We start from the raw sequence: 13,196 nt of genomic DNA, 5'->3' as shown, positions 1-13,196 counted from the left end.
TATAACAGTCCGCATAGATAAGACCGCGCTGTTTACCATTTACACGGTATCGTCAGGAGAAATTGAGTGGATTTAGACAAGGTTAAAGCCTTATATAACAATGTTACTCCTCAGGTTAGAGATCTCTTTAGCATCTTCATAAAGCGCTGTAGAGAAGACAATATTACTATCTCTGCTGGGCACTTAGCCTATGTAACGTTGTTATCTTTAGTACCATTTATCATGGTGACCTTTACCATTATGTCGGCTTTTCCTGCCTTCGCATCTGTGAGAAGCAAACTCGAACATTTTGTTTTTAGCAACTTTGTACCTACCGCCAGTGATGTGGTACATAAATACATGACCGATTTTGTAGGCAATGCCTCACAAATGAGTGCTATTGGTATTTTGTCGCTGCTGGTCGTTGCGTTAATGCTTATATCAAACGTAGATAAAACCTTAAATAGAATTTGGCGTACGCAAAGTGACAGACCGATTGTGTATACCTTTGCTATTTACTGGATGGTGATCACTCTTGGTCCTATGTTAATCGGCTCCAGTGTGGTGGTCAGTTCTTATTTAACTGGATTAGCGGCATTCACCGAAGAATACACACCAGGTCTTGGTACTTTCTTACTCAGCCTTGTACCAAGCGGCGCAGCCATGCTTGCTTTCACCATTTTATACATGGTGGTTCCTAATAGAAGAGTCTTTGCTCGTCACGCACTGGTTGGCGCTATCGTGGCTACTATCGCTTTTGAAATTACCAAGTCAGGCTTTGCGCTATATGTTACGAACTTTCCTTCGTACGAACTTATTTACGGCGCGCTTGCGGTGGTACCCATTCTGTTTTTATGGGTGTATTTGTCGTGGATAATTGTGCTGTTTGGTGCTGAATTTACCTGCAGCCTAGGTGAAGCGTTTGAAAACCGAAAAGCAGAAAACGAACCCCGCAAGGTACCTCAAGAATAATCAGCCCTACAGGTTTAAAATAAAAAAGGGAGCTGCTCGCTCCCTCTCTATCTATTACTGCTTAAAAGCTAGTTTTTCATTGAAGAAATAAACGCATCAGACTCTGCAATAGCAGAATTCATTTGTCTAATAAGCTGAGCGACGTTGTTCTCGATAGTAGAGAGCTCGCCCTGCAGCGCGCCTATCGCGCTGGCATTTAAGTTGTGCTTCAAGTACAGCACATTATCTTGAAGCGCGCTTAATACCGGCGGCATTTTACTTTCCGCTTTGCGCATAGCCGTCATTAGTGAAGCGTAACGACGCTTAGTTTCGCGAAGCTTCGCCGCACTATCTCGCTTCAGCGATGCGTTCTCATACTTCTCTAGCTCTTCAGACCATTCATCGAATAAAGCCTCAGCTACACTTTCCACCTTGTCTATACGTGAACTCACTTCTTCCGAGGCGGCAACACTATCTTCGTACTGACCGTTTAATCGATTGTAAACATCTTCAAGCTCACCGCCATCGAACGCAACTGCCGCGCTGAATGCCTCCAGCGCCGAATTAAACTGTTCTTGAGCGTCTTCTTGTGATTCTTTCGCGTTTTCAACGCGGTCTACTAAGATATCACGCTTTTCAACGCCCACCTTTTCCCATGCTGCGTAATATGCAGACTGACACCCACTAAGGGCAAGCATAGCAACAAATGCTGATGCAAGTAGCTTCATGCGGTTACTCCACCTCTAAAGCGCGCTGCGCTTATAATACTGATTAGATGCAAAATAGCACCTAATGGCCAGAATACGATAGCAAGAACGACGGTCGCAGCCAGGGCATAGCACACACCTACGGTAATGAAATAGAACAGCGCGCCCAGTATTCTGCCTTGAACCAAATGACCTAAACCAGGAATAAAGAAGTTACAAATTGCGGCGATTACATTACCGCCCGATCCTTGACCTGCCATATAAACATCCTCGCATTTATGACTATAATATGATTAGCTAGCACGTAATGACACTTGTTCTATAGTATACACTTAAGATTTATCGCTTATTTTATAAGCATAAACAGCGTTGAAGCAGTCAGCACGCAACCGTTTGTATAACAATAAACTAAACTAAAACAGGCACTCACACAACGCGCAGAAACAAAATGAAACGACTTTACCCCGATGTTACCTACTATGAAAATGGATTTATCGAAGTGGGAAGTGGGCATTCGCTTTACTTCGAGCAAAGTGGTAATCCAAACGGCATCCCCGTGCTCTTTATTCACGGAGGCCCAGGTGCAGGCTTACCCCCTAATTACAAATGCTTTTTTGACAGCAATAAGTATCGCATTGTCGGCTATGAGCAACGTGGTTGCGGCCGCTCTACGCCTATAGCTGACACGCTAAATAACGACACGTGGTCGAATGTTGAAGATATCGAAGCATTACGTACACACCTTTCAATTCCAAAATTTCTCTTGTTTGGCGGTTCGTGGGGTTCGACACTCGCCCTGCTCTACGCGTTAAAGTACACACCGCGAGTGACAGGACTCATTCTACGTGGCGTATTTTTAGCTCGACAGGAAGACAGGGATTGGTTTTTATCGCCAAATGGCTGTGCAGCTCAGTTATTTCCCGAGTATTACCGGAAATTTACAAAAGATGTGCCTAAGCCTGTGACCTCTGATTCAGTGTGTGATTTCTATAGCGCAATGGTGCGTTCTAGCAATGATGTACTAAGACATTCAGCGCTTAAAAGATGGTACCAATGGGAAGAGAGACTTTCTCGTATAACTCTACCACCTGGTGTGGGTGATTCGACAACTAATTACCCTATGCAGCTGGTCACCTGTCTAGCTACATTGGAATGCCATTTCCTATCTAATCAATGTTTCCTAGATGAAAACTATATTCTTGAAAACATTAGCAAAATAAGTCATATTCCTGGAACAATTGTACATGGTCGTTACGACATGATCTGCAAAACAGAAGCGGCGGAGGCACTTCACAAAGCGTGGCCTCAAAGTCAGCTACAAATTATCCCCGACGCGGGGCACAGTACTTCCGAGCCTAGTATAGGTTACGCGCTCTGCCGTGCTACCCGCGACATGTCTCGCTTTATTCAGGAGTCGTCAAAGTGATAGGACTAATTCAACGCGTATCGGAAGCCAATGTCTCCGTTGCCGGTAATGTTATCGGCGAAATTGGTAAAGGCATGCTGGTGCTCTTGGGTGTTGAGAAAGAAGACGGTGACGCGGAGATAGAGAAACTAGCAAATAAGCTCTGTCGATATCGCATGTTCAGTGACGAAGACGGAAAAATGAACCTAAATGTTGAGCAAGTGGGAGGCGAAATACTGGTGGTCTCTCAGTTCACACTCGTAGCCGATACGCAGAAAGGTAATCGTCCTGGTTTTTCACGCGGTGCATCGCCAGAACACGGCCAAGCCATTTATGAAAAGTTCGTTCAGTCTCTAAAAGATAAAGGTATGGTGGTGGCCACCGGCGAGTTCGGTGCTGATATGCAAGTAGGCCTAATTAATGACGGCCCCGTCACCTTTCAATTTAGCGTATAGCGGGTAAAATCGTACGCTTCGTCAGCATCCCAAACTTGCTTACATAATTAAGCTTGTACCGCATGTATTCTTACGTTTAAATACTCGTTCATTCATTTAAGAAGGCCGGTTTATTGTGTACAAGGTAGTCACACCAAAAAGCGATGCCGAGTTTGAAGCCTATTTTCATTTTCGGTGGGAACACTTACGCCAGCCATGGAATTTCCCTCCAGGCTCTGAAAAAGACGAATATGAACAAGTCGCAGAGCACCGTATTATTACTAACCGAAATGGCGAAATTGTAGCTTGCGGCCGTGTGCATTTGAACACAGCCGAAGAGGCACAAATTCGTCATATTGCGGTTCACCCAGGCCATCAACGCAAAGGCTTAGGCCAAATGATCATGGCCGCACTAGAAAACGTTGCGAAAGACTTGGGCGCCGAGCGCGCTGTAACGAACAGCCGCGAAATATCTATCGACTTTTTTAGCGCATGTGGCTTTGAAGTTGAGCGTGAAGCGCCTAACGAACTAGGCATGCTGAAACGTCAACAAATGGTCAAGAAGTTCACTGAAAACAACACATTAGTACTTCACCCTAAGTGGTGTAAATCGCTGCAAGAGACATGGTCTGAGACCATTCCCATTACCGAGCACATGGGAATTAAGCTTTACCAGTACACAGGCCGCACGCTTGAAACCCGTGCATCATTAAACAAAAACATCAATATTCACGGCACTATGTTTGCTGGCAGTATTTTTTCCTTAGCTACACTAACTGGCTGGGGCATGATTTACCTGCAGCTTAAAGAGCGTGGATTAGACGGTGACATTGTATTGGGCGATGGTGATATTCATTACCACAAACCCATCACGATGAAACCAAGGGCAATCTGTAATATTGAAACCTTGTCTGGAAAATTCAAGCCGCTAGAGAACGACAACAAGGCAAGGTTTGAGCTGAGTGTGGCAATTTTAGATGGCGACACCCCTGTGGCGGAATTTGAAGGGGTATTCTACGTACTTCCTCCCTCTAAAAATGAAGAAGAGTAGCGTTACGGATTAGCGATCATCACTAATTCGTACGAGCCGTCACTAAGAACAAAAATCCACTCATAAAAAAAGCGCCGTTAAGGCGCTTTTTTCGTCGTTAAGCTATTTGTAAGCTATGCACTGCGTGTACTACGCGACCATAGCTGCTTGAAGCTTTTTCATCGCGTTCTTTTCAATTTGACGAACACGCTCTGCAGAAACCTGATATTTATCAGCTAAGTCTTGCAGAGTAATCTTGTTGTCTGCTAACCAACGAGTTTCGATGATATCTTGGCTACGCTCGTCTAGCGTTTTAATCGCTGAGTACAAGCGCTTGCTCGCCGCTGTATCCCAGTCGTTGTTGATTACGTCAGTTTCAACATCTGAAGATTTGTCTTCTAAATACTGAACTGGCGCAAAGTTACCTGTTTCATCTTCGTCCGCAGTTAAATCGAACGCTTGGTCTTGAGAGCTCATACGCGCTTCCATTTGAAGCACTTCTTTTGTACTCACACCCAATTCGTTCGCTACTGTTTGCACTTCGTCATGAGTAAACCAACCAAGACGCTTCTTCGCCTTACGAAGGTTAAAGAACAGTTTGCGCTGCGCTTTGGTTGTCGCAACTTTCACTATTCGCCAGTTTTTAAGTACAAACTCATGAATTTCTGCTTTGATCCAATGTACCGCGAAAGAAACCAAACGTACGCCCACTGTTGGGTCGAAACGCTTAACGGCTTTCATCAGACCGATGTTACCTTCTTGAATTAAGTCGGCTTGTGGTAAGCCATAACCTGAGTAAGATTTTGCAATGTGCACTACAAAACGAAGATGTGACATTACTAGCTTACGAGCGGCTTGTAAGTCTTCGTCTTCGCGAAGGCGCACTGCCAACTCGCGCTCTTCCTCAGCGCTAAGCATATCAATGCTGCTTACAGCTTGGATGTAGCCTTCAATGCTACCGCTGTGTGGCACTGACAGGGCCATAGATTGCAAATTGTTGCTCATTGTTCACCTCATTTATTGCCGCTTCATATTAGCAAAGTAACCGAAGCTGCGCGAGACCTAATTAAGATATGAAGTCTAACCGATATGTAGGTATAGTGACTATTTCTACAATATCAAGACCTAAATTAAGAAAAAAAGTTCAACTTTAAAGCTTGCGATCCATTTACGAATGCATTCACCGCAAACACTAAGCCTAGACTATCGACTTCACATCGAATGACACGCTGCACTTTCTGGCGTCGTGCCTTTGGGTCGGTCATTTAACCACTACATCATTATACTTTAATTACACATACCAAAGTGAAGGCTAATCTCACTGGTATGAAATCCAACGCTTATTTATTACACGCTAGTTATCCGAAACATAACATTTTCACTATCTTTAAGATAAGTCAGCAAGGTGCCTACGCGTCAATACAGTATATAAACCTTGTATATGTCATCTTATACCTTGCTTTTCTGGCTGGAAACTGAAAATAATAGATTGAATTAATCGATTTTGCACTACAACCGCTGTACAGCATTTTCCAGACAACAATTATAAAAGACTGGAAGGGAAATACTTAAGGAAAGGAGTAAGGCAAGTGAAGCAAAGAGGATCTTGATGTTTGCTTACGTCGCTAGACAGCCCATATTTAATGTAAACAGAGAAGTTTACGCCTACGAACTACTTTTTCGTGTTGGAGAAGATAACTGCTTTCCCGATATACCTCCTGACGAGGCTACCTCGAAAATTCTTACCTCTACCCATTTAAGCTTAGGTATTGAGGAGATAACCGGAGATAAGAAAGCCTTCATTAACTTTCACCGCGACACACTAATGTTTCGTTTTCCGACCTCTCTGGATGCAAGCAAAGTGGTCATTGAGATTGTAGAAACCGTTGACGTTGATGATGCACTGGTAGCCGCTTGCAAACATATTCGAGGTCTTGGCTATCCTATTGCTCTTGACGACTACGATATGAAAGGGAAGTGGGAAGCATTCATTCCATTTACCAGCATAGTCAAAATTGACATTACAGAGATCCCCCACGAAAAAATTCCCGCCCTTGTCGAACGCTTCAAATCGAACAAAATACAGTTGGTTGCGGAAAAAATTGAGACCTATGAAGAATTCAATAAATTCAAAGATATGGGTTTCGACTATTTCCAAGGATACTTTCTAGCTAAACCCGAAATCGTAAGGCACAGAAAGTTAGGGCCCAGCAGCCTAACCATGATGGAGTTACTTACGCTAAGTAGCCAAGCAAAACTTAATTTCGATGAAGTAAACAAAATCATTGAACGAGATCCCTCGCTTACCTACTTGCTGCTGCGGTTTATCAACAATCCTCTGGTCAACAAGCGACATAAAATAACGTCACTTAAACACGCGTTAACCTTTATGGGCGAAGTAGAAGTGAAGAAGTTCATATCATTGCTGGCTCTTGCAAACCTAAGCGATGGTCAGCCTACTGAGCTAATGCAAATGGCGCTTGTTCGCGCAAAGTTCTGTGAACTGGTCTACACCCAGCTTAAAGGTGCCGATGACCCGTTAAAAGGTTTTCTTACTGGCCTGCTTTCTTTGCTTGATGCCATGATGGAACAGCGAATTGACGATTTGGTCAGCAAGGTTCCAATTAGTGACGACGTTAAAGATGCCCTGTGCGGAAGCCCTGGTGTGCTTCGCAACTGTCTGACGCTGTCACAATTTTTTGAAAGAGCTAAATGGACGGGCATTCAGCAATTCGCAACAAAGTATGGTGTTAAACAGAGTCTTCTGCATAGTTATTACAATGAAGCGATAAAGTGGGCTAAACACATTCATAAGGCCGCTTTGAACGACAACTAAGCCTACGATTACGCCAGTTGATGTGAAATTAATCGTTGAATAGTTGTTAGATTGCGCTTACATATCATAGACTAGGGTCAGTTCTTTTGGATGACACATTAAAGAACACCTAACCTTAGCGTGTGACGTAGCGCTAGCTAAACCTCTAAATATAACAATAAAAATAACCTTAACCGTGTTGTATCAGGAATAGATTATGTTCGCGTTTATAGCTCGCCAGCCTATTTTAGATAAAAGCAAAAGTGTTTTCGCCTATGAACTTCTGTTCAGAGATGGCAAGTCTGGTGCTTATCCGGAACATAACGAAGAGAAAGCTAAGTATATTTCTGAGCACTTCCATCCACTTGGGCTTGATGATATCAGCGGCGAAAAAACGTCTTTTATCACGTTCTCGTCAGATACAATTATTTCGCGCTTTCCTACATCGCTTAACCCTGAGTCGGTAGTGGTTGAACTGGCTGATCCAACCGACAACACCAGCGGACTATTCGAAGCATGCCAGCACATAAAGCAACTTGGCTTTAAGCTAGCTATCGATGATCCCATGATGGTGGGTTCAAAACACGACATATTTCCTCTTATCGATATTGTGAAAGTCGATGTGACAAAAACCCGCTTTGAAACCATTGAAAAGCACATTCCGCGCTATCACGATGCGAACGTGCAATTAGTGGCGGAACAGGTTGATACGCAAGATAATTTTTCAACGTGCGTAGATTTGGGTTTCGACTTCTTCCAGGGTTATTTTTTCTCGCAACCGGAAGCACGTATTCTACGACAGCTTCCTGCGTCTAAAATGAACATTGTTGATTTGATGGGCGAAAGCTCTAGCAGCGACTTTGACATAGACCGTATCAGCCAAATTATAGAGCGAGACGCCACCTTAAGCTTCTTATTGCTGAAGTTTATCAATAACCCCACTATTAATAAGCGTTACAAAATTACATCACTAAAGCACGCGCTTAATTACATGGGTGAAGTAGAGATTAAGAAATTCATCGCTTTGTTAAGTTTAACTAACTTAGGCGATGAAAAGCCCCTTGAAATCATTCATATGTCTTTAGTTCGCGCTAAGTTTTTCGACTTACTAGCTGAGCGTAGAGGTCTTAGAAATAATCCGCCCATCTCCTTTTTGGTTGGTTTATTTTCGCTTCTTGAAGGGTTACTTGATCAGTCTATGACAGACATTGTAAAGCAGCTGCCGCTTTCCGATGAGGTTAACGATGCACTACTTGGCAAGAACTTAGAAATGAACAGCTATATGACTTTGGTTCGCGCCTTTGAAAGCGCCCTTTGGATGAATGTCATAAAACAAGCTAAAGTGCTTAATATTGACCAGAAGCAGCTGCATATGCTGTATAACCAAGCCATCATTTGGGGCAATGGAGTACGCAGCGCTATCTCCTCACACTACCCCCGTGCGATAGCTTAAGTACAAAACTAAGAACACGCCTACTTACCACCAATAACGTCATACAGTGACTTATATATTTCGCACTGTAGGCGTGTAAGTATACTCACGTCTACGACTACTTGGGCTCTATTTCCCTTACATGACGCTGCACAGAGATAAGTGAGCCCAGTAAACCAAGCAGCACTGATAGTCCCAGCATTGTCAGCAATGCCGAACCGGTTAATCCGGTGATATTGAAATCTTTCTGATACATAGCGGCAAACGTAGTGATGCTGCTATCCATCCACCATAGTATGATAATAACGGCAAACCACGCCATTAATCCGCCCAATAGGCCATACCAGAAGCCTGTATATAAAAACGGGCGATGGATAAACGCATCGGTTGCGCCAACCAGCTTCATCACTACGATTTCGTCATACTTGTTCAAAATATTCAGACGAATGGTGTTACCAATAATTAGTACAACGGCGATGAAAAGTAGTAATCCTATTAGCGTAACCAAGTCTCTGGCAATATCGATAACGGCATATAAACGCTCTAACCATTCGATATCCAGTTTACCTATATCAACTTCACGCTGCTGTCGCAGTTTATCTAGCAGTGCTTTGGCTGCTGTCGGCGACGCGTGTTTTTCGTTTGGCGTTACTAGCACTACATCAGGCAGTGGGTTTTTCTCTAGATAGGCGATGGCATCGCCCAACCCTGACAAATGCTGAAATTCTTTAAGCGCATCATCCGCTGGAATATAAACAACGCTGTCTATTTCAGACCAGCTGTTTAATCGTGCCACCAGCTGTTGCGAACTTGCCGCGTTGATATCTGGCTTTAAAAACAGAGATATTTCTGAAGCCTGATCCCAGCCTGCTGTAATTTTCTCAGTATTTTTCACCATGATATAAAGCGTACTAGGTAGCGTAATACTCAGGCCTAGTACCCCAATAGTCATTAAAGATGCCAGCGGCTGACGCCACAGCTCTCCAAGACTCGCCAGCGCTTGGCGCACATGGCTGACAAAGAACATCACAATAGATTGGACAAAGCCCACTTTGGCAGAAGACGCCCCTTTTGCACGCCCTTTAAACAAAATACTCATGACCAGGCTCCTTCACTGCTGGCTGAACTTGTGCCATCAAGATCATCAGTAAGGCCATCGGTGATCATTTGACCATTTTTGAGGGTCAGCGTGCGATAACGCATGCGAGCAATCAGCCCTAAATCATGGGTTGCAATAAGTACTGACACGCCCGCTTGATTGAAGTCTTCAAAAAGGCGAATGATTTCCATGGAAAGCTTGGGGTCGAGGTTACCGGTCGGTTCGTCTGCCAGCAGTAACGGGGGTTTATTTACTACTGCTCGCGCGATCCCCACTCGCTGCTGCTCACCACCAGACAACGTAATAGGCAGGCAACGCGCTTTATCTCTTAGCCCTACCATTTCAAGCGCAGCTTCTACGCGCTTGCGAATTTCTTTGTGGGTGTAACCCTCAATGACTAGCGGTAACGCCACGTTGTCAAAAACCGACTTGTCCATCAGCAGCTGGTGACTTTGGAAGATCATGCCGATATCGCGGCGTATGTATGCAATATCTCGACGGGTAATAGCGTTAAGGTCGTGGCCATTAATAAGAACGCGCCCTACTGTTGGACGCTCCATTAGGCTGATAAGTTTAAGTAGCGTGCTTTTTCCTGCGCCAGAATGCCCTGTTAAAAAGGCCATTTCACCCGGCGCAATATGAAAATTCACCTTGCTTAGCGCACGTTGTCCGCCCGGATAGGTTTTGCTTACCTGCTCAAACTTTATCATTATTTTTCCCTACCGCTTTGCTGGTTTTAGCTTTCAGGTGTGTCCATTTCGCTAAACAACGCATCAATAAATTCTTGTCCGTCAAACTGGCGTAAATCATCGATACTTTCGCCAACACCTATATACCTTATAGGAATTTTAAACTTATCGGCAATAGAGAATATAACGCCGCCTTTCGCTGTACCGTCTAACTTGGTTAGTGTTATGCCTGTTAAGCCCACGGCTTCGTTAAACAACTTGGCTTGGCTAATAGCGTTTTGCCCAGTACCTGCATCCAATGTAAGCATAACTTCATGAGGCGCATTCGGATTGATTTTCTTCATTACGCGAACCACTTTCTTAAGCTCTTCCATCAAGTTGTTCTTATTCTGCAGGCGCCCTGCCGTGTCGGCAATAAGGATATCTGTGCCGCGCGATTTTGCTGCTTCTAGTGCATCGTAAAGTACCGATGCACTGTCAGCGCCAGTGTGCTGTGCGATAACCGGAATATCGTTGCGCTCGCCCCATACTTGAAGCTGTTCAACCGCCGCCGCTCTAAAGGTATCACCCGCAGCAAGCATCACTTTCTTACCTTCTTGCTGGAACTGCTTAGCCAGCTTACCAATAGTCGTGGTTTTACCTACGCCATTTACGCCAACCATTAAGATAACGAACGGACCTTCACTGGAATCATGGGCCTGCATCACTTCTGACAGAGGCTGATTCACTTGAGACAACATGCCAGACATTTGCTGCTTCATGATCTCCAGCAAGGCTTCGGCATCTTTTAAATCTTTTCGAGAAGCACTATCGGTGAGGTGATCGATGATTTTTTGCGTAGTGTCCATACCCACGTCAGCGACTAACAGTTGCGTTTCAAGGTCTTCATAGAGCTCGTCATCGATGGTTTTGCCTTTAAACAGGCTTACTATGCCGCTACCTAAATTCTCTTTTGTACGAGATAGGCTTTCTTTTAAACGTGCAAATAACGACTTTTTCTCTTTCGGCTTTTCTTCGGCTTTGGCTTTAGCCTGTGCTTCAGCTTCTGCTTTAGCGCGAGCCTCTTCTTCCGCTTGTGCCTTCGCCTGTGCTTCAGCTTCTGCCTTTGCGCGAGCTTCTTCTTCCGCTTGCGCCTTCGCCTGTGCTTCAGCCTCTGCCTTTGCGCGGGCTTCTTCTTCCGCTTGGGCTTTCGCCTGTGCATCAGCTTCTGCCTTAGCGCGAGCCTCTTCTTCCGCTTGCGCCTTCGCCTGTGCTTCAGCCTCTGCCTTTGCGCGGGCTTCTTCTTCCGCTTGGGCTTTCGCCTGTGCTTCAGCTTCTGCCTTTGCGCGAGCCTCTTCTTCCGCTTGCGCCTTCGCCTGTGCTTCAGCTTCTGCCTTAGCGCGGGCCTCTTCTTCCGCTTGTGCCTTCGCCTTTGCTTCAGCCTCTGCCTCAGCGCGGGCCTCTTCTTCCGCTTTAGCCTTCGCCTGTGCTTCAGCTTCTGCCTTAGCGCGCGCTTCTTCTTCCGCTTTAGCCTTCGCCTGCGCTTCAGCCTCTGCCTTTGCGCGGGCCTCTTCTTCCGCTTTGGCTTTCGCCTGCGCTTCAGCCTCCGCCTTTGCGCGGGCCTCTTCTTCCGCTTTGGCTTTCGCCTCTGCTTCAGCCTCCGCCTTTGCGCGGGCCTCTTCTTCCGCTTTGGCTTTCGCCTCTGCTTCAGCCTCTGCCTTTAAGCGAGCTTCTTCTTCCGCTTGGGCTTTTTGTTTCTCTGCTTTTTTGTTCTTACTGAACCAGCCAAAAAGTTTCGACATCGTTAGGACAAATCCTTATAAATTCTTAGCAATTTCGGCTACACTTGCCGCCTAATGTATGAACGCATGATACCATTGTCAGCCACTATGAAGCGAGTTTCTCGCCCTACTCGGGCACCATCTTCTGCAAAAAAACCTTATTCATCCCAAAAAGGGAAAAAATCAGGGAAAACCCAAAGCACAAATAGTCCTGGGCAAATACGCATTATCGGTGGCCAGTGGCGTGGTAGAAAGTTACCCGTACTCAATGCAGAAGGGTTAAGGCCAACTACAGACAGAAACAAAGAAACCTTGTTTAACTGGTTAATGCCGTACATAAACGATGCACGCTGCTTGGATGTATTTGCGGGTTCTGGTGGACTAGGTTTAGAAGCTCTGTCTCGCTATGCTGCACATTGTGATTTTATAGAGCTGGATAAACAGGCAGCAAGCCAGCTTAAAAGTAATCTTACCTTATTAAAAGCAAATGAACTGGCGTCAGCAACCGTTCATCAAGGGGACGCACTAGGTATTTTAAAAGGCATCAGCCAAGCGCCTTACGATATTGTTTTTGTCGATCCGCCTTTTGCGAAATCATTGGTTGCACCTACGCTGGCTGCGCTAGAAGATAACAAACTTGTTCATAGTGGTAGCGTGGTGTATTTAGAGCACGAAAGTGCGCTAACAACGCCCGCTTTCCCCGCCCATTGGCAAATTATTAAAGACAAACAAACTAGCGCGCTGCGCTATATGCTAATTGAGATATGTTGATTGATAACGATTGAAGGGCCTCAATTGAGGAGAGATAAGCCGTGACCTTTAACTAAGTACACGGCTTTTATTGAGCATAAGAGCTAAGGATCTGTTGCTCGTTTTACCTAAGCAAGATCAAATT

Annotated in this window: 13 protein-coding genes; 7 read left to right on the top strand and 6 right to left on the bottom strand. The window is 45.0% G+C overall.

Features of this window, described 5'->3' with window-relative positions; genetic code table 11:
• The first annotated feature begins 66 nt into the window (after positions 1–66).
• Positions 67–951 (top strand): virulence factor BrkB family protein, encoded by an 885-nt coding sequence (locus tag MHM87_RS09280; RefSeq protein WP_014980485.1) that lies wholly within the window; start codon positions 67–69, stop codon positions 949–951.
• Between the two features lie 68 nt (positions 952–1,019).
• Here MHM87_RS09280 and MHM87_RS09275 read toward each other — a convergent pair whose 3' ends face one another.
• Positions 1,020–1,658, bottom strand: coding sequence for a DUF2959 domain-containing protein (locus tag MHM87_RS09275; protein ID WP_014950982.1), 639 nt, complete (start codon positions 1,656–1,658; stop codon positions 1,020–1,022).
• Positions 1,655–1,897, bottom strand: a complete 243-nt coding sequence (locus MHM87_RS09270; protein WP_014950983.1) for a hypothetical protein — start codon at positions 1,895–1,897, stop codon at positions 1,655–1,657. Before MHM87_RS09270 ends, MHM87_RS09275 begins: the two co-directional genes overlap by 4 nt.
• 188 nt (positions 1,898–2,085) lie before the next feature.
• Here MHM87_RS09270 and pip point away from each other — a divergent pair, with 188 nt between their 5' ends.
• The 3 genes from pip (at position 2,086) to MHM87_RS09255 (ending at position 4,527) form a co-directional block, all read left to right on the top strand.
• The gene (pip, locus tag MHM87_RS09265) at positions 2,086–3,063 is read left to right on the top strand and encodes a prolyl aminopeptidase (RefSeq protein ID WP_239258763.1); all 978 of its coding nucleotides are present in this window, start codon (positions 2,086–2,088) and stop codon (positions 3,061–3,063) included.
• Positions 3,060–3,497, top strand: coding sequence for a D-aminoacyl-tRNA deacylase (gene dtd / locus MHM87_RS09260; protein WP_239258761.1), 438 nt, complete (start codon positions 3,060–3,062; stop codon positions 3,495–3,497). Before pip ends, dtd begins: the two co-directional genes overlap by 4 nt.
• Positions 3,498–3,612: 115 nt before the next feature.
• The gene (locus MHM87_RS09255; RefSeq protein WP_014950986.1) at positions 3,613–4,527 is read left to right on the top strand and encodes a bifunctional GNAT family N-acetyltransferase/hotdog fold thioesterase; all 915 of its coding nucleotides are present in this window, start codon (positions 3,613–3,615) and stop codon (positions 4,525–4,527) included.
• 129 nt (positions 4,528–4,656) lie between these two features.
• On the opposite strand, the gene rpoH is transcribed toward MHM87_RS09255, so the two are convergent.
• The gene (gene rpoH / locus MHM87_RS09250) at positions 4,657–5,511 is read right to left on the bottom strand and encodes an RNA polymerase sigma factor RpoH (RefSeq protein ID WP_014950987.1); all 855 of its coding nucleotides are present in this window, start codon (positions 5,509–5,511) and stop codon (positions 4,657–4,659) included.
• 604 nt (positions 5,512–6,115) lie between these two features.
• Between rpoH and MHM87_RS09245 the strand changes: the two genes are divergently transcribed.
• Both MHM87_RS09245 and MHM87_RS09240 read left to right on the top strand, forming a co-directional pair.
• Positions 6,116–7,342 (top strand): EAL domain-containing protein, encoded by a 1,227-nt coding sequence (locus MHM87_RS09245; protein ID WP_014950988.1) that lies wholly within the window; start codon positions 6,116–6,118, stop codon positions 7,340–7,342.
• 196 nt (positions 7,343–7,538) lie between these two features.
• Positions 7,539–8,774, top strand: coding sequence for an EAL domain-containing protein (locus MHM87_RS09240; RefSeq protein WP_014950989.1), 1,236 nt, complete (start codon positions 7,539–7,541; stop codon positions 8,772–8,774).
• Positions 8,775–8,871: 97 nt separating this feature from the next.
• Here MHM87_RS09240 and ftsX read toward each other — a convergent pair whose 3' ends face one another.
• Genes ftsX through ftsY form a run of 3 tightly spaced genes read right to left on the bottom strand, consistent with a single transcriptional unit; the run spans position 8,872 to position 12,322 of the window.
• Positions 8,872–9,852, bottom strand: a complete 981-nt coding sequence (gene ftsX / locus MHM87_RS09235; protein ID WP_061096014.1) for a permease-like cell division protein FtsX — start codon at positions 9,850–9,852, stop codon at positions 8,872–8,874.
• A complete protein-coding gene (ftsE, locus tag MHM87_RS09230; RefSeq protein ID WP_014950991.1) occupies positions 9,849–10,562 on the bottom strand; it encodes a cell division ATP-binding protein FtsE in 714 nt (237 codons plus the stop codon). The genes ftsX and ftsE overlap by 4 nt, the downstream gene beginning before the upstream one ends.
• 26 nt (positions 10,563–10,588) lie before the next feature.
• A complete protein-coding gene (ftsY, locus tag MHM87_RS09225; protein ID WP_239258759.1) occupies positions 10,589–12,322 on the bottom strand; it encodes a signal recognition particle-docking protein FtsY in 1,734 nt (577 codons plus the stop codon).
• A gap of 66 nt (positions 12,323–12,388) precedes the next feature.
• On the opposite strand from ftsY, the gene rsmD reads away from it, so the two are divergent.
• Positions 12,389–13,072: a 16S rRNA (guanine(966)-N(2))-methyltransferase RsmD gene (gene rsmD / locus MHM87_RS09220; protein WP_239258757.1), complete on the top strand. Its 684-nt coding sequence runs from the start codon at positions 12,389–12,391 to the stop codon at positions 13,070–13,072.
• The last annotated feature ends 124 nt before the right edge of the window (positions 13,073–13,196 follow it).

This window comes from Alteromonas sp. Cnat3-28, from assembly GCF_022348265.1.
Taxonomy (GTDB): domain Bacteria; phylum Pseudomonadota; class Gammaproteobacteria; order Enterobacterales; family Alteromonadaceae; genus Alteromonas; species Alteromonas macleodii.
This window is presented reverse-complemented; position numbering and strand designations above follow the sequence as displayed.

What these genes read in the sequence shown, in the direction of transcription:
- MHM87_RS09240 (WP_014950989.1), top strand. Translation starts at nt 7,539, where the DNA reads ATGTTCGCGTTTATAGCTCGCCAGCCTATTTTAGATAAAAGCAAAAGT.
- MHM87_RS09270 (WP_014950983.1), bottom strand. Translation starts at nt 1,897, where the DNA reads ATGGCAGGTCAAGGATCGGGCGGTAATGTAATCGCCGCAATTTGTAAC.
- ftsX (WP_061096014.1), bottom strand. Translation starts at nt 9,852, where the DNA reads ATGAGTATTTTGTTTAAAGGGCGTGCAAAAGGGGCGTCTTCTGCCAAA.
- rsmD (WP_239258757.1), top strand. Translation starts at nt 12,389, where the DNA reads ATGATACCATTGTCAGCCACTATGAAGCGAGTTTCTCGCCCTACTCGG.
- rpoH (WP_014950987.1), bottom strand. Translation starts at nt 5,511, where the DNA reads ATGAGCAACAATTTGCAATCTATGGCCCTGTCAGTGCCACACAGCGGT.
- ftsY (WP_239258759.1), bottom strand. Translation starts at nt 12,322, where the DNA reads ATGTCGAAACTTTTTGGCTGGTTCAGTAAGAACAAAAAAGCAGAGAAA.
- ftsE (WP_014950991.1), bottom strand. Translation starts at nt 10,562, where the DNA reads ATGATAAAGTTTGAGCAGGTAAGCAAAACCTATCCGGGCGGACAACGT.
- MHM87_RS09245 (WP_014950988.1), top strand. Translation starts at nt 6,116, where the DNA reads ATGTTTGCTTACGTCGCTAGACAGCCCATATTTAATGTAAACAGAGAA.
- MHM87_RS09275 (WP_014950982.1), bottom strand. Translation starts at nt 1,658, where the DNA reads ATGAAGCTACTTGCATCAGCATTTGTTGCTATGCTTGCCCTTAGTGGG.
- pip (WP_239258763.1), top strand. Translation starts at nt 2,086, where the DNA reads ATGAAACGACTTTACCCCGATGTTACCTACTATGAAAATGGATTTATC.